The organism is Streptomyces sp. NPDC053541, assembly GCF_044544705.1.
Classification (GTDB): domain Bacteria; phylum Actinomycetota; class Actinomycetes; order Streptomycetales; family Streptomycetaceae; genus Streptomyces.
Window position 1 is genome coordinate 385,441 of record NZ_JBITXM010000007.1, and the last position, 14,506, is coordinate 399,946.

Consider the following 14,506-nt stretch of genomic DNA (forward strand, 5'->3'; position numbering starts at 1 on the left):
AAGGGGGCGGCTTTGGCCCGGGGGCCGTTTGCCGGGGGCGGGGCCGGGCCGGGTGGCCGGGGGGGGGGCGGGTGTGGCGGGACCCGGCCTCCGGTCGTGGCCCGGCCCGGTCGTACCGGCCCCCGGCCGTGCCCGGCCCTGGGGCGTGCCCGGCCCCCGGTCGTACCCGGCGCCCGGCTGTGCCCGGCGGCCGGTCGTACCGGTGCCCGGTCGTACCGGTGCCCGGCTGTGCCCGGCGGCCGGTCGTACCGGTGCCCGGCTGTGCCCGGCGGCCGGTCGTACCGGTGCCCGGCCGTGCCCGGCGGCCGGTCGTACCGGTGCCCGGTCGTGCCTGGCGGCCGGTCGTACCGGCGCCTGGTCGTGCCCGGCCCGGTCGTACCGGCCCCCGGGTCGCGCCCGGCCCCCCCGCCGTGCCCGGCGGGCCGGGCGTTCACGCCAGGGTGAGCAGCCCCTCCTGGACCAGTCGGCGGACCAGCACCAGCCGGCCCTCGACGTCCAGCGGACCGGTCACGTCCCGGGCCGTGAACGGGCCGCGGGAGTCGAGCACGTACCGCAGCTCGGGCTCGATCCGGGCCGGCAGCCGCACCACCTTGCCGTGGAACTCCAGGTGCAGGCCCGACTCCTGCGGGCTCAGCGCCCACAGCAGCTCCGCCCGGCGCCGCACCCGGGTGTCCGGGCCGAGCGTGCGCAGCGCCTCCAGGTCGAGCAGGTGCCCGTCCAGGACCGGCCGCCGCCCGACCAGCGCACGGCTCGCGGCCCGCTCCACCAGCTCGGCCGGCTCCACCGCCCCCGCCACCGAGGCGAGCAGCTCCGCCAGGGTGGCGGCGGCCCCGGCCCGCAGCTCCGGGTCGAGCGCGAAGCCGGGCGGCAGCGCGCCCCGGTAGCGCGGATCGCCCTCGATCGCCCGGTCCAGGGCGTCCTTCAGGACGGTCGACCAGAGCACCGGCAGCACGCCGAGCGTGATGTGCAGGGATGCCTCGTCGTTGGACGTGGCGTCGTGCACGGTGCCGCGCGGCATGTACATCAGGTCGCCCGCCCGCAGGTCGAACTCGCGGACCGGGGCGCCCGGCCCCTCCTTCGGCCGGCGATACGGCTGGGTCGCGAGCGGCAGCACGTCCCGGGACTCGTACAGCCGCCAGTGCTTCGACCCCCACACCTGGAGCACGAACACGTCGTGGGTGTCGTAGTGGCTGCTGAGTCCCTGCGCGCCGGCCGGGGTGAGATAGGCGTTCGCCTGGAATCCGGCGCTGAACTCGCCCGACAGTGTGCGGCACAGCCGGCCGAGCGGTTCCCAGCGTTCGTGGAGGAACTTGAACACCACGGTCGAACCGCGGCGGTAGAGGTCGTACAGGACTTCGAGCCCGTTGCCCGGTCCGCCCGGTCCGGAGGCCGCCATTTCGACGAGCGGAATCTCCTGCCCGTTCACGACCACCTTCAGTTCCGAGGAACGCACACTGGAGGTGGAAAGAATGTGGTCGACATCGCGGAAACTGAGCGAGGCCGCATAGTGCTCCGGATCCTCCCGGTGCACCACGAGCGGTTTTCGTTCCCAGTACTCGTCCTTGAACTCGGCGGGGGAGACGGGCGACAGGAGGCTGTGGAGGCCGAGCGAAGGCTGCGCCGCCTGGGGCGCAGCCTTCCACCCGCCGTGAGTCACGGCCATCGGGTCAGATCACCGGGTCGGACGGGTCGTTGTCGGCGATGACGTAGACCGGGTCGGTCGGGTCGTTGTCCGAGATCACGAAATCGGGCGTCGCGATCGGGGACGGCGAGACCTCGATTTCGTCCGGCCGCAGCGAATTGCGCTCTTCCATGTTCGTTCTCTCCCGTTGCTTCGAGGTGCCTCAGGAACTCCGTACGGCTGTGCGGAGCGGGGTCGATACTCGTCAGCACCGTCGAGCGGTGTCAATGCTGCCGAAAGCGCTGTCCAATTGTGGTCCGGCGGGCTCCGGTCAATTTTCCGGCGGAATTCCGGGTGCTTCGGTTCCAGGAGTTCCATGACATTCCTGACGGGAGTGGGGGCGGATGCCGGAGGGCGGCCGGGGCCGGGCGGAGACATCGCTGAAACGTGCCGAGGTCTATACCGGATGCCTGGTGGAGTGGGTGCGAGGGGCGGCCCCGGGGGCGGCAGGAGGAGGGGGATCGGTGACCCGTCACGCGAGTGCGGCAGAACGCCACCGGGCCGTGCGGGAGGTGCTGGACGGGCGGCCGGTCGGCGAGGTCGCCCGGCGGCACGGCGTCTCGCGACAGACGCTGCACGCCTGGCGGCAGCGCTACGCGGCGCACGGCGAGGGCGGCCTGCGGGACCGCTCGCGGCGCCCCCACCGCAGCCCCGCGCGGATCGCGCCCGCCGTGGAGGCCCTGATCTGCTCGCTGCGCGAACAGCACCCGGACTGGGGCGCGGGCCGGTTGCGCGCGGCCCTGGTGGACCTCGGCATCGCCGCCCCGCCCTCGCGCTCCACCGTCCACCGGGTGCTGGTGCGCAACCGGCTGCTGGGTGCGGGGGAGGGGGTGAGGGGACCGGCGCCCGGGGCGGGTGCGGCTGCGGGGTCGGGGGCAGGGGCGGCCGGCGGGATCGGCGGCCTGATCGCGGCGGCCCGGGACGCCCTGGACCGGCTGGGCAGCGCCCTGGCCGGGCTGGAGGGCGGGTCGCCGAGAGGCGTGGAGGGCGGTCCGGAGGGTGGCGCGGAGGGCGGGTCGCCGAGAGGTGCGGAGGGCGGTGCGGAGGGGGGCGCCGAGGGGTGCCCGCTGTGCGTGCCGCCGGTGCGGCTCTTCGCCCGGCCGCCGTCAACCATCTCCCGGTACGGCACGGTCATCCCCCAGCCCCGTGAAGTCCCCCTCGCCGAACGCTCGTTGACCGAATCCGCCCGGTGCCGGCCCACGGACTGAGGCGCCCGGCGGGCGCGGTTCAGGCGGAGGCGGCCGGCTGGAGCAGGTCCCAGCGGTTGCCGTACAGGTCCTCGAAGACGGCGACCGAGCCGTACGGCTCGTGGCGCGGCTCCTCCAGGAAGCGCACCCCGGCGGCGCTCATCCGGGCGTGGTCCCGGGCGAAGTCGTCGGTGTGCAGGAAGAACCCGACCCGCCCGCCGGCCTGCGCCCCGACCGCGGCCACCTGCGCCTCGCCCTCGGCGCGCGCCAGCAGCAGTCCGCCGCCGGCCGCGCCCCGGGGTCGTACGACCACCCAGCGGGTGCCGTCCCCGCGGTCGGTGTCCTCGACGAGCGCGAAGCCGAGGGCCCCGGTGAAGAAGTCGACGGCCTCGTCGTAGTCGCGGACGAGGAAGGTGACCAGGGTCAGGGCGGGGAGGGTGGGGAGCGTGGTGTCCATGGGGTCAGGTTATACGTATGACGGGCGGTGGGCGAGCGGTGGGCCGGCATGGGCCGGAGGGCGGCGGCGGTACGCGTGGGGCGGGCGGCCCGCCGGTGCGAGAATGCCGCGCATGGACGCGCGGCAACTCGATCGGCTGGCCGCACGGGCCCGGCGGCTCGCCGAGGGCGGGAGCGCGGGCGCGGGCGACGGCGAGGGCTCAGGCGGGAGCGCCGGCCCGGCCGGGGGCGGGCGCACGGGCCCGGCCAGGGGCAGGTGCGCCGGCCCGGCTGTTGGTGAGGGCACGGGTCCGGCCGGGGGCGGGAGCGCCGGCTTGGCCGTTGGTGAGCGCACCGGCTCGGTCGTTGGCGGGCGCACGGGTCCGGCCGGGGGCGGGAGCGCCGGCTTGGCCGTTGGTGAGCGCACCGGCTCGGCCGTGGGCGGGCGCACGGGCCCGGGCGTTGGCGGGAGCGCCGGCCCGGCCGGGGGCGGGCGGCGGGTGCTCGGGATCGCCGGGCCGCCCGGCGCCGGGAAGTCGACGCTCGCCGCACGGCTGGTCGCCCGGCTCGACGGGCTCGCCGTCCTGGTGCCCATGGACGGCTTCCACCTGGCCCAGGCCGAGCTGGAACGCCTCGGCAGGGCGGACCGGAAGGGCGCGCCCGACACCTTCGACGCCGCCGGGTACGCGGCGCTGCTCAGCCGCGTCCGGGCCGCCGAACCCGGCGTCACCGTCTACGCGCCCGCCTTCGACCGCGGCCTGGAGGAGCCGGTCGCGGGAGCGATACCCGTGCCGCCCGAGGTCCCCCTCGTCATCACCGAGGGGAACTACCTCCTCCACGACGAGGGCCCGTGGGCCGCGGTGCGCCCGCTCCTCGACGAGGTCTGGTACCTGGACCTGGCCGACCGGCACCGGGTGCCGCGCCTGGTCGCCCGGCACGTGCGCTTCGGCAAGGACCCGGCCCACGCCGCGCGCTGGGTCGCCGAGTCCGACGAGGCCAACGCCCGGCTCGTCGCGCGCGGCCGGGACCGCGCGCACCTCGTCGTGCGGATGGACTGAACTCCCGGTCCCGGTCACGGGCGTTTCCCTGGCCGCTCCCTGGCCGCTCCCTGGCCGCCGTGACCCGGGCCCGGCGTTCCCTCAGCCCGCCGCCGGGGCGGCCGCGCGCGTGAAGGCGGCCCGGGCGACGGCCGCGCGGGCCAAGGCGCGGACGATCGGGTGCGGGCGGCTGCCGTCGCCGGCGAGCTCCGGCTGGAAGAGGGTGGCCAGGAAGAAGGGGTGGCCGGGGAGTTCCGCGATCCGCACCTGCCCGTCCTCGTCCACGCCGGTGAAGCGCATCCCGTGCGCCTCCAGGGTGTCCAGATGGCGGCTGTCCGGGCCGTAGTTGCAGTGGTAGCGCTCGGTCGTCAGCTCGGCGCCGAGCACCGCCTCCGCGAGGGAACCGGCCGTCACCCGGACCGCGCCCTCGTGCCCGACCAGGGAGCAGGCGAGCGGCGCGATCAGCAGGTCGCCGGTGTCGGCGGCCGGGTCGTTCTCGGCGTGCGCCGCGCGGGTCAGGCCGCACACGTCCCGCGCGTACTCGATCAGCGCGTGCTGGAAACCGGCGCAGGTCCCGAGGAAGGGGACGCCGTCCTCGCGGGCCGTGCGGATCGCGGCCAGCGCGCCCGCCTCGCTCTCGTACGGGCTGCCCGGCAGCAGCCACACCGCGTCGAAGCCCTCGACCGCGCCGGGTTCGGCCGCGTCCCCGCTGCGGATCCAGTACGCGTCCAGCACGAGGCCCTCGCGCTCGGCGAGCGCGTCGAGCAGGAGCGGGACGCGGACGTGGGACTTGACGTGCGGGGAGCGGTCGCCGACCAGGGCGATGCGGGGGACGGGCGCGTGGGCGGGAGGGGACGTGGGGGCGTGCACGGTGGCGTTCATGCCGTCCATGCTGGGCGCGCCGCCCCGTTCACGTCCAACGATGATTCCTGCACTCTCCATCACGACTGCTGATGACTGAAGGGCGGGGCCGCCGGATAGGGTGCCGCCATGGACAACGCCAGGGACGCCGGGGACGACCGGGACGACAGGGGCGCCGCGGACGACTGGGAGCAGCGCCTCGCCGCCCGCTGGGCCGAGCTCGACGCGTACGAGAAGGACCAGGACCCGGCCGGATTCCGCGCCCGGATCGCCGAACTCGCCGCCGAGCGGCCCGAGGACGACCCGGTCGCCCTCTTCGAGCGGGGCGCCGCCCACGACTCCACGGGCGAGCCCGAGCAGGCCGTGCGCCTCTACCGGCGGGCCCTCGACGGCGGCCTCACCGGGCTGCGCCGCCGGCGCGCCGTCATCCAGCTCGCCAGCAGCCTGCGCAACCTCGGCCGCCCGGACCTCGCCGTCGAACTCCTCACTGAGGAACGCGCGGTCCCCGCCGACCGGCTCGACGCCGACGAGACCGCCCTGTCCGGCGCCGTCGACGCCTTCCTCGCCCTCGCCCTCGCCGACACCGGCCGCGACCGCGAGGCGGCCTCCCTCGCGCTCGGCGCGCTCGCCCCGCTGCTGCCGCGCTACAACCGCTCCCTGGCCCACTACGCGCGCGATCTGCTCAAGACCGCCGGCCCGTCCTGAGCCCCGGCGCGCCGACCGTGGACCCGCACCTCCTCCGTACCTACGTCACCGTCGCCCGGCTCGGCTCCTTCTCGGCGGCGGCCCGCGAACTCGGCTACACCCAGTCCGCCGTGTCCCAGCACATCGCCGCCCTGGAGGCCGACCTCGGGCTCGCGCTGCTCGGCCGCCGCCCGGTCGCGCCGACCCCGGCCGGCGCACGGCTCCTGGAACACGCCGGCTCGCTGCTGCTCCGGCTCGACGCGGCCCGCGCCGACCTCGCGCGCTACGCCGCCCCGCCGCGCCGCACCCTCACGCTGGCCGCCGCCCCGCTCGCCCTGCACCCGCGGGTCCTGGCCGCGCTGCCCGCGACCGGGGTCACCCTGCGCACCCTGCCGGGCGCCGAGGTGCCGGCCGCCGTCGCCACCGGCGAGGCCGACCTCGGCCTGGTCGACGGCGTGGTCGCGCCCAGCGACCCGCTGCGGCTGCCCGACGTCGCCCCGCTCACCACCGGGCCGGTCGCCGAGGACCCCCTCGCCGTCGTCCTGCCGCCCGGCCACCCGCTCGCCGGGCGCACCGGCCTCGACCTGGGCGACCTCGTCGACGCCCGCTGGCTCGACGCGCCCGACGCGGGCCTGCCGCTCGACCGGCTGCGCGCCGCCCACGGGGCGCCCGGCGGCCACGGCTTCCGCCCGTCCCTCCGCTACGAGGGCACCGACCTCCGTACCGCCGCCGCCCTGGCCGCCGCCGGGCACGGGCTCGCCCTGCTGCCCGGTTCGGCCGCCGACGCGGCCCTCGCCGCCGGCGCGGCGCTCGTCCCGCTCACCGCGCCCCGGCTCGTCCACCGCACCGAACTGCTGTACGGCGGCGTGCCGGTGGGCCCGGTGGCCGAGTTGCTCGGCCGTCTCGGCCACCGGGAGGCGGCCGCTCGCTAATCTGGCGGAACGGCCGGGGAGGAACGGCGGAGAACAGGCGACGAAAGGCGGGACGACGTGGGGTGGTTCCGGCGGGGGCCCAGGCGGGACGGCGAGGACGCGCCGCGCGACCCGGAGTTCACGTACTTCTCCGAACGCGAGGCCGCGCTCTTCCGCAGGCTGGTCCGGGCCGCCTTCGCCGAACTCGGCCTCGAAGTCACCGTGTACGCCGACTCCGTCACCGACGACGCCGGCCGCCGCTTCGGCCTCGGCAACCTCGCCGCCGTCTGCCACCAGGACCCCCGCGGCACCCGCATCTGGCCGCGGCTCGTCGAGCGCCACGTCCGGCTCGTCGTCCGCGCCCTCGAAGGCCCCTCCGCCCTCGACACCCTGCCGCCCGAGCAGATCCGCGCCCAGCTCTACCCGCGGGTCGTCAGCGGCGAGGGCATCGACCCCGGCGCCTTCGGCTACGCCCGTACCGTCGCCCCCGGCCTGTACGAGGTGCTCGCGCTCGACCTGCCGGAGAGCGTCATGACCCTCACCGACGAGGCCCTGGAACGCCTCGGCGACCCCGCCCGGCTGCGCGAACGGGCCATCGACAACCTGCGCGGGCTGCCCGTCGAGGGCCACGAGACCGTCAAGGACGCGGACGGCATGCGCTTCGAGGTCATCCTCGGCGACTCCTTCTACACGGCGAGCCGGGTCCTCGACCTCGACGCGGTCGTCCGCCGCGTCACCGGCCGCCCGCTCACCGAGGACGGCGCCCTGGTGGCCATGCCCTTCCGCCACCAGCTGGCCTTCCACCCCATCCGCGACACCACCATCGTCCCCGCGCTCGGCGCGATGGCCTCCTTCGCCGCCTCCGGCTACGAGGACACCCCCGGCGCCATCAGCCCCTACGTCTTCTGGTGGCGCGCCGGCACCCTCACCCAGCTCAGCGAACACGCCGAGGAGGACGGCCGCCTCCGCATCGTGGTCGGCGACGACTTCCAGGCCCTCCTGGAACGCCTCATCGTCCGCGACCCGGACTAGGACCCGTCCGGGGAGCCGGTGAAGGCGACGCGGGCACATCGGGTCAGTCCGGCGCGCGGGCACGGCGGTGCCGTGCCTAGCCTGGCCGGGAGCGGCCGGATCAGCGGGGCCGTGTGCGCAGAAGGGACACCCCATGGCCGGCAGGACCCCCATCCGCCCCGACGACCATCTGCTCAGCCCCGAGAACGCCGCTCTCGTGCTGATCGACTACCAGCCCGAGCAGGTCGGCACGGTGCGGTCGATCGACCGGGACCTGATGATGCTCAACGTCACCGCCGTCGCGCGTGCCGCCACCGCCTTCGGGCTGCCGGTGGTGCTGAGCACCGTCGGGGTCGAGCTGGGTGCGAACAGCGGGACGATCGAGGAGCTGCGGGCCGAGCTGCCGGACGTGGAGGAGATCGACCGGTCGACGCTCAACTCCTGGGAGGACCCGGACTTCCGCGCCGCGGTCGAGGCCACCGGGCGGAAGAAGATCGTCATGACCGGGCTGTGGACCGAGGTCTGCGTCGCGTTCCCGACGCTCGACATGGTCCGCGAGGGCTACGAGGTCTATCCGGTCACGGACGCCATCGGCGGGGTGAGCCGTGACGCCCACGACAGCGCCCTGCGGCGCATGACGCAGGCCGGGGCCCAGCCGGTGACCGCCGTCTCGCTGGCCGCCGAGCTCCAGCGCGACTGGGGCCGGCCCGGCGCCGACCGGCTGCGGGGGATCCTCCGCTGGTACTTCCCCGAGGTGCAGAAGCTCGGAGCGTGAGCGCGCACACCCAGGGGGATCCCGGTCGCGGCGCCGGTCCCGGGCGGGCAGGATGAGTCACGTCGAGGAGGAGATCACCCATGCCCGAGAGCACCGCAGCCGGCACCGACGGCACCGCGCCCGCCCCCTTCACCGCCGAGGACTACCGGGCCCGGATGGCCCGGGCCGCCGACTCCGCCGCCGAGGCGGGGCTCGCCGGGGTCCTGGTCGCGCCCGGACCCGACCTGGTCTACCTGACCGGCTACCAGCCCACCGCGATCACCGAGCGGCTCACCGTCCTGGTGATCGCCCCCGGCCAGGAGCCGGTGCTCGTCGTGCCCACCCTGGAGGCCCCCGACGCGGAGAAGGCCGCGGGCGCGGCGGCGCTCACCCTGCGCGACTGGACGGACGGCAAGGACCCGTACGCCGTCACCGCGCCGCTGCTCGACGCCTCCGGGCGCTTCGGCGTCAGCGACAACGCCTGGGCCATGCACCTGCTCGGCCTCCAGCAGGCCCTGCCCGGCACCTCGTACGTCTCGCTCACCGAGGCCCTGCCGATGCTGCGCGCCGTCAAGGACGCCCACGAACTGGCCCGGATCGAGGCGGCGGGCGCCGCCGCCGACCAGGCGTACGGCGAGATCCTCAAGGTGCGCTTCGCGGGCCGCAAGGAGACCGAGGTCGCCGCCGACCTGGCCGCGCTCCTGCTGCGCTTCGGGCACTCCCAGGTCGACTTCACGGTCGTCGGCTCCGGCCCCAACGGGGCCAACCCGCACCACGAGGCCGGCGACCGCACCATCGAGCGCGGCGACATGGTCGTCCTCGACTTCGGCGGCCTCAAGCATGGTTACGGCTCCGACACCACCCGCACCGTCCACGTCGGCGAGCCCACCGCCGAGGAGCGCGCCGTCCACGACCTCGTCCGCGAGGCCCAGCAGGCCGGCTTCGAGGCGGTCCGCACCGGCGCGGCCTGCCAGGACGTCGACCGCGCCGCCCGCAAGGTCATCACCGACGCCGGCTACGGCGAGTACTTCATCCACCGCACCGGCCACGGCATCGGCGTCACCACCCACGAACCCCCGTACATGATCGAGGGCGAGGAGCGCCCCGTCGTCCCCGGCATGTGCTTCTCCATCGAGCCCGGCGTCTACCTCCCCGGCCGCTTCGGCGTCCGCATCGAGGACATCGTGACCCTGACGCCCGACGGCACGGGCCGCCGCTTCAACAACACCCCGCGCGAGATGGCGATCGTGGAGTAGCACCGCCCTCTCCCGCCCAGCCCCCGTCAGCCGGAGGCGCCCGCTCCCGCGTCCGCGCCCGGTCCCGCTCCCGAGCCCCCCTCGGCCGCGCGAGCGGGCGCGAGCCGCGGCACACGGTCCATCCACGCCAGGTCGGCCGACGCGACGAGCGGTCCGCCGGCCACGGCCGAGGGGGTCACTCCGGTGAACGCCACGACGTCCCGGTGCAGATGCGACTGGTCGGCGTAGCCGCAGTCGGCCGCGACCCCGGCCGCGTCCTGGCCCCCGGCCAGGCGGGTGGCGGCCCGGTCGAAGCGGACGAGGCTCACGGCCCGCTTGGGCGGCAGGCCGAGCTGCGCGTGGAAGCGGGACCACAGGCGCTTGCGGCTCCAGCCCAGCTCGTCGGCCAGCGCCTCGACCCGCACCCGGCCGTGCCCCGCGACGATGCGGTCCCAGGCCCAGGCCAGCTCCGGGTCGATGGCGGGCCCCGCGGCGGACAGCCGGGCGAGCAGCCCCTCGACGAGCGCGAAACGTTCCTCCCACGAGCCCGCCTCGGCCAGCCGCTCGCGCAACCGGGCCGTCCGCCGCTCGCCCCACAGCGCGTCCAGGCCCACCACGGAGTTCTCCAGCTCGGCGGGGCCCGCGCCCAGCACGGTGCGCGCGATGGCGGGGGACAGGCGCACCTGCATCCACTCGACGTTCGCCGCCCGCACCCGCGCCGTACCGCCGACGCCGAACCCGAGTCCGGTGACGAGGCTGCCGCGGTGCCGCCGCCCCGTCGACTCGTCGATGCCGAGCGCCGACTCGCCGCAGGCCAGCGCCAGCGTCACCACGGGGTGCGGGTCGAGCCGGTGGTCGACCGGAGTGGGGCCGAGGTCGCGCAGCCCCGCCAGGACGACACCGGGCACGCGGCCGGGCCGGACCGGGCGGGTGACCCGCCACACGGGGGCAGCGGCCCCTCGGCGCACGGCAGTTGACATGCGTCCATGCTACGGGCCCGCCCGGACGGACACCGGGACGGAACATCCGGCGGAGAACGGCGGGGGCGGAGAACATCCGGCGGAGAACGGCGGGGCGGAGAACGGCAGGGCGGAGAACGTCGGCGGAACATTTCTTCAAGCCGACGGGCCGCCCCGCGGCGAGGGTGGGCGCATGACCTCCACCGCGACCCACGCGCCGCCACCCCCGGGCACGGCCCGCCTCCTGCGCCCTTACGCGGGCGGCTTCGCCCTCGTCGTCGTCCTGCAGACCATCGGAGCCGTCGCCGGCCTGGCGCCGCTGCTCGCGGTCGCCGAGCTCGGCCGTACGCTCCTCGCGCCGGGGCCGGCCGACGGCGCGCACGTGCGCCTCGCCGTCATCGCGGGCGCCGCGGGGCTGCTCGTCCGGCTGTTGTGCACGGCCGCCTCGTCCGCCGTCGGACACCTCCTCGACACCCGGGTGCAGCTGTCGCTGCGCCGGCGGCTCGCCGCGCGGCTCGGGCAGGTGCCGATGGGCCGGCTGGCGCGGTGGCGCACCGGGGAGCTGGTGAAGCTGGTGGGGGAGGACGTCAGCGCCGTGCACCCGTTCATCGCCCACACCCCGGGCGAGCTGGTCTCCGCCTTCGTGGTGCCGCTGGTCTCGCTCGGCTACCTCCTCACCGTGGACTGGCGGTTGACGCTGATCACCCTGGCCCCGGTGCTCCTCGCGGTCGCGCTGGTGCCGCTGATGCTGACCCCCGCCCGGCTGCGCGAGCAGAAGGAGTTCGACGCCGCGATGGGGCGGATCTCGGCGTCGGTGATCGAGTTCGTGCAGGGCATCGCGGTGGTGAAGGCGTTCGGCGGGGCGGAGCGGGCGCAGGGCAGGTTCCGTACCGCCGTGGGCGACTTCACCGCCAGCTTCTCCCGGATGGTGCGCGGGCTCTCCGGGGTCGCCGCCGCGATGCAGACGGCGCTGTCACCGCCGTTCGTGCTGCTCGCCGTGCTGGTCGGCGGTGCGTACCGGATCATCGGGGGCGGCCTTCCCCCGGCGGACCTGCTGCCGTTCCTGCTGCTCGGCCTCGGGCTCACCGCGCCCGTGGCCGCGCTCGGACACGGCTTCGACGACCTGCAGGCCGCGCGGCGCGCCGTCGGCCGCGTCCGGGAGGTGCTCGCCGAGCCGCCGCTGCCCGAGCCCGTCCGGCCGGTGGCGCCCGAGGGACACCGGCTGGAGCTGCGCGGCGTCCGCTTCGCGTACGAGGACGGCGCGGCCGGGCGCGAGGTGCTGCGCGGGATCGACCTGGTGCTTGAGCCGGGGACGGTCACCGCCGTGGTCGGGCCGTCCGGCAGCGGCAAGTCCACGCTGGTGCGGCTGCTGCCGCGGTTCCACGACCCCACCCACGGCTCCGTGCTCCTCGGCGGCGTCGACCTGCGCGAGGTGGGCAGCCGGGAGCTGTACCGGCGGGTGTCCTTCGTCTTCCAGGACGTCCGGCTGCTGCGTGCCTCGGTCGCGGACAACATCGCCCTCGCCGTCCCGCACGCCGACCGCGACGCCGTCGTCCGCGCCGCCCGCCGGGCGAGCATCCACGACCGCATCCTCGAACTGCCCCGCGGCTACGACTCGGTGATCGGCGAGGACGCCCGCCTCTCCGGCGGCGAGGCACAGCGCGTCTCGATCGCCCGCGCCCTGCTCGCGGACACCCCCGTCCTGGTCCTCGACGAGGCCACCGCCTTCGCCGACCCGCAGACCGAACAGGCGGTGCGCGAGGCCCTGGCGCGGACCCGCGAGCAGCGGACGACGCTGGTGATCGCCCACCGCCTGGAGACGATCGCCGACGCCGACACCGTCGTGATGCTGCGCGACGGCGAGATCGTGGAGCGCGGCACGCCGGCCGAACTCCTCGCGCGCGACGGCGCGTTCGCCACGTTCTGGAAGGTCCACACGGGTGCGGCGGAGGCCGGTGCCGCGCAAGCCGATCCCGTCGGAGCCGGTGCCCTGGAAGGGGAGGAGACCCGATGATCAGCACCCTGCTGCACGTGCTCGGCCACGAGTACGCCGGGCCGGTGCGCCGCACCATCGCCCTGATGGCGGCCGCCGCCCTCGCCGAGGGGCTGTCGTACGCCCTGCTGGTACCCGTCCTGCGCGCGCTCCTCGGCAGCGCGCCCGGCGACGCCCGGCCCTGGCTGGCCGCCTTCGGCGCGGCGGTCGCGCTCTGCGCGGTGCTGCGGTACGTCGCCGACCGCTCCGGGTTCCGCGTGGGCACGACGATGCTGCGCGGCATGTACGAGCGCCTCGGCGACCACCTCGCCCGGTTGCCGCTCGGCTGGTACGGAGCCGGCCGCACCGGCGAGGTGTCCGTCCTCGCCGGCCAGGGCGTGCTGCGGGCGATGAGCGTGATCGCCCACATCCTCGCGCCGTTCGTCTCCGCCTGCGTGACGCCGCTGACGATCGTCGCCGTGATGCTCGCCTTCGACTGGCGCCTTGGAATCGCCGCCCTGGCCGCCGTGCCGTTGGTGGCCGTGGTCCAGCTGCGCACCGCCCGCGCGACGGCGGCGACCGACACGGAGCGCGGGGAACGCGAGCGCGCGGCCACCGGCCGCGTCATCGAGTACCTCCAGGCCCAGCCGGTGCTGCGGGCCGGCGGCCGCACCGGCGAGCGGTTCGGTCTGCTGGACGAGGCCCTGGAGGAACTGCGCCGCGCCTCGCGCCGCTCCGCCGTCGCGGCGGTGCCGGGTGTGCTGGGGCTCGCGGCCACCGTGCAGGTGGCGTTCACCGCCCTGCTCGCCCTCGGCGCGTACCTCGCCCTCGGCGGGAACACGGGTGGGGGCGTCGGCGCGGCCGAGGTGCTCGCGGTCCTGGTGCTCGCCGCCCGCTGCGCCGACCCGCTGCTCTCCCTCGCCGAGATGAGCGGCGGCATCCGCGCCGCCCGCGCCGAACTCACCCGCCTCGACGAGGTCCTCCGCACCGAGCCGCTGCCGGAGCCCGCGGTGCCCCGCGAACCGGCCGGCCACGACGTCGTGTTCGACGCGGTCACCTTCCGGCACGGCGGCGGACGCGCGGTCGCCGACGGGGTGACGCTGTCCGTGCCCGAGGGCGGACGGCTCGCCGTCGTCGGGCCGTCCGGCGCGGGCAAGACGACGCTGCTGCACCTGCTGGCCCGCTTCCACGACGTCGACGCGGGCGCGGTGCGGATCGGCGGTGTGGACGTACGGGAGATGGACCCCGCCGCGCTGATGGCGCGGATCGCGATCGTCTTCCAGGACGTCCACCTCTTCGACGGCACGATCGAGGAGAACGTGCGCCTCGGCCACCCGGACGCCACGGACGCCGAGGTACGGGCCGCGGCCGCCGCGGCCCGGCTCGACGAGGTGGTCGAGCGGCTGCCCGGCGGCTGGTCCGCGGACGTGGGCGAGGGCGGGGCGCTGCTGTCGGGCGGCGAACGGCAGCGCGTCTCGATCGCCCGGGCCCTGCTCAAGGACGCGCCGATCGTCCTGCTCGACGAGGTCACGTCGGCCCTGGACCCGGTGAACGAGGCGGCCGTGCACGCCGGCATCGAGCGGCTGATGGCCGGCCGGACCGTGGTGATGGTGGCGCACCGCATGGCGACCGTGCGCCGGGCCGACCGCGTGGCCTTCCTGGACGCCGGGCGGGTGGTCGAACAGGGCGGCCACGAGGAGCTGCTGCGGCGCGCCGGCCGGTACGCCGCGTACTGGGAACTGTCCCTGGCCGGGGCGGCGGCGCGGGACTGACACGGCG

The 14,506-nt window shown here is 76.1% G+C and carries 14 protein-coding genes; 9 read left to right on the plus strand and 5 right to left on the minus strand.

Features of this window, described 5'->3' with window-relative positions; all coding sequences use genetic code 11:
* Positions 1 to 430 precede the first annotated feature (430 nt).
* Together ACIGW2_RS20235 and ACIGW2_RS20240 are read right to left on the minus strand one after the other, a co-directional pair.
* Complete coding sequence (locus tag ACIGW2_RS20235) at positions 431 to 1,663, minus strand: cupin domain-containing protein (protein WP_391653434.1); 1,233 nt, start codon at positions 1,661 to 1,663, stop codon at positions 431 to 433.
* 4 nt (positions 1,664 to 1,667) lie between these two features.
* Positions 1,668 to 1,814, minus strand: coding sequence for a hypothetical protein (locus ACIGW2_RS20240; protein WP_356069862.1), 147 nt, complete (start codon positions 1,812 to 1,814; stop codon positions 1,668 to 1,670).
* Between the two features lie 331 nt (positions 1,815 to 2,145).
* Between ACIGW2_RS20240 and ACIGW2_RS20245 the strand changes: the two genes are divergently transcribed.
* Positions 2,146 to 2,889: a helix-turn-helix domain-containing protein gene (locus tag ACIGW2_RS20245; RefSeq protein WP_391653433.1), complete on the plus strand. Its 744-nt coding sequence runs from the start codon at positions 2,146 to 2,148 to the stop codon at positions 2,887 to 2,889.
* Positions 2,890 to 2,908: 19 nt separating this feature from the next.
* On the opposite strand, the gene ACIGW2_RS20250 is transcribed toward ACIGW2_RS20245, so the two are convergent.
* Entirely contained in the window at positions 2,909 to 3,325 is a 417-nt protein-coding gene (locus ACIGW2_RS20250; RefSeq protein WP_391653431.1) for a VOC family protein, read from the minus strand.
* Between the two features lie 415 nt (positions 3,326 to 3,740).
* Here ACIGW2_RS20250 and ACIGW2_RS20255 point away from each other — a divergent pair, with 415 nt between their 5' ends.
* Positions 3,741 to 4,361 (plus strand): nucleoside/nucleotide kinase family protein, encoded by a 621-nt coding sequence (locus tag ACIGW2_RS20255; RefSeq protein WP_391653678.1) that lies wholly within the window; start codon positions 3,741 to 3,743, stop codon positions 4,359 to 4,361.
* Between the two features lie 81 nt (positions 4,362 to 4,442).
* Here ACIGW2_RS20255 and ACIGW2_RS20260 read toward each other — a convergent pair whose 3' ends face one another.
* Positions 4,443 to 5,222, minus strand: coding sequence for a hypothetical protein (locus ACIGW2_RS20260; RefSeq protein WP_391653429.1), 780 nt, complete (start codon positions 5,220 to 5,222; stop codon positions 4,443 to 4,445).
* 108 nt (positions 5,223 to 5,330) lie between these two features.
* Here ACIGW2_RS20260 and ACIGW2_RS20265 point away from each other — a divergent pair, with 108 nt between their 5' ends.
* The 5 genes from ACIGW2_RS20265 (at position 5,331) to ACIGW2_RS20285 (ending at position 9,817) form a co-directional block, all read left to right on the plus strand.
* Positions 5,331 to 5,906 carry a tetratricopeptide repeat protein gene (locus ACIGW2_RS20265; RefSeq protein WP_391653428.1) on the plus strand — a complete coding sequence of 192 codons (576 nt, stop codon included), beginning with the start codon at positions 5,331 to 5,333 and terminating at the stop codon, positions 5,904 to 5,906.
* Between the two features lie 17 nt (positions 5,907 to 5,923).
* Entirely contained in the window at positions 5,924 to 6,817 is an 894-nt protein-coding gene (locus ACIGW2_RS20270; RefSeq protein ID WP_391653427.1) for a LysR family transcriptional regulator, read from the plus strand.
* 57 nt (positions 6,818 to 6,874) lie between these two features.
* Positions 6,875 to 7,828 (plus strand): hypothetical protein, encoded by a 954-nt coding sequence (locus tag ACIGW2_RS20275; RefSeq protein WP_391653425.1) that lies wholly within the window; start codon positions 6,875 to 6,877, stop codon positions 7,826 to 7,828.
* 133 nt (positions 7,829 to 7,961) lie between these two features.
* Positions 7,962 to 8,582 (plus strand): isochorismatase family protein, encoded by a 621-nt coding sequence (locus tag ACIGW2_RS20280; RefSeq protein ID WP_391653424.1) that lies wholly within the window; start codon positions 7,962 to 7,964, stop codon positions 8,580 to 8,582.
* 80 nt (positions 8,583 to 8,662) lie between these two features.
* Positions 8,663 to 9,817 carry an aminopeptidase P family protein gene (locus ACIGW2_RS20285; protein ID WP_391653422.1) on the plus strand — a complete coding sequence of 385 codons (1,155 nt, stop codon included), beginning with the start codon at positions 8,663 to 8,665 and terminating at the stop codon, positions 9,815 to 9,817.
* A 26-nt stretch (positions 9,818 to 9,843) separates the two neighbouring features.
* On the opposite strand, the gene ACIGW2_RS20290 is transcribed toward ACIGW2_RS20285, so the two are convergent.
* Positions 9,844 to 10,776 carry a helix-turn-helix domain-containing protein gene (locus tag ACIGW2_RS20290; protein ID WP_399844821.1) on the minus strand — a complete coding sequence of 311 codons (933 nt, stop codon included), beginning with the start codon at positions 10,774 to 10,776 and terminating at the stop codon, positions 9,844 to 9,846.
* A 172-nt stretch (positions 10,777 to 10,948) separates the two neighbouring features.
* Between ACIGW2_RS20290 and ACIGW2_RS20295 the strand changes: the two genes are divergently transcribed.
* Together ACIGW2_RS20295 and ACIGW2_RS20300 are read left to right on the plus strand one after the other, a co-directional pair.
* Positions 10,949 to 12,769, plus strand: coding sequence for an ABC transporter ATP-binding protein (locus ACIGW2_RS20295; protein WP_399844823.1), 1,821 nt, complete (start codon positions 10,949 to 10,951; stop codon positions 12,767 to 12,769).
* Positions 12,766 to 14,499: an ABC transporter ATP-binding protein gene (locus ACIGW2_RS20300; RefSeq protein ID WP_399844825.1), complete on the plus strand. Its 1,734-nt coding sequence runs from the start codon at positions 12,766 to 12,768 to the stop codon at positions 14,497 to 14,499. The genes ACIGW2_RS20295 and ACIGW2_RS20300 overlap by 4 nt, the downstream gene beginning before the upstream one ends.
* Positions 14,500 to 14,506 lie beyond the last annotated feature (7 nt).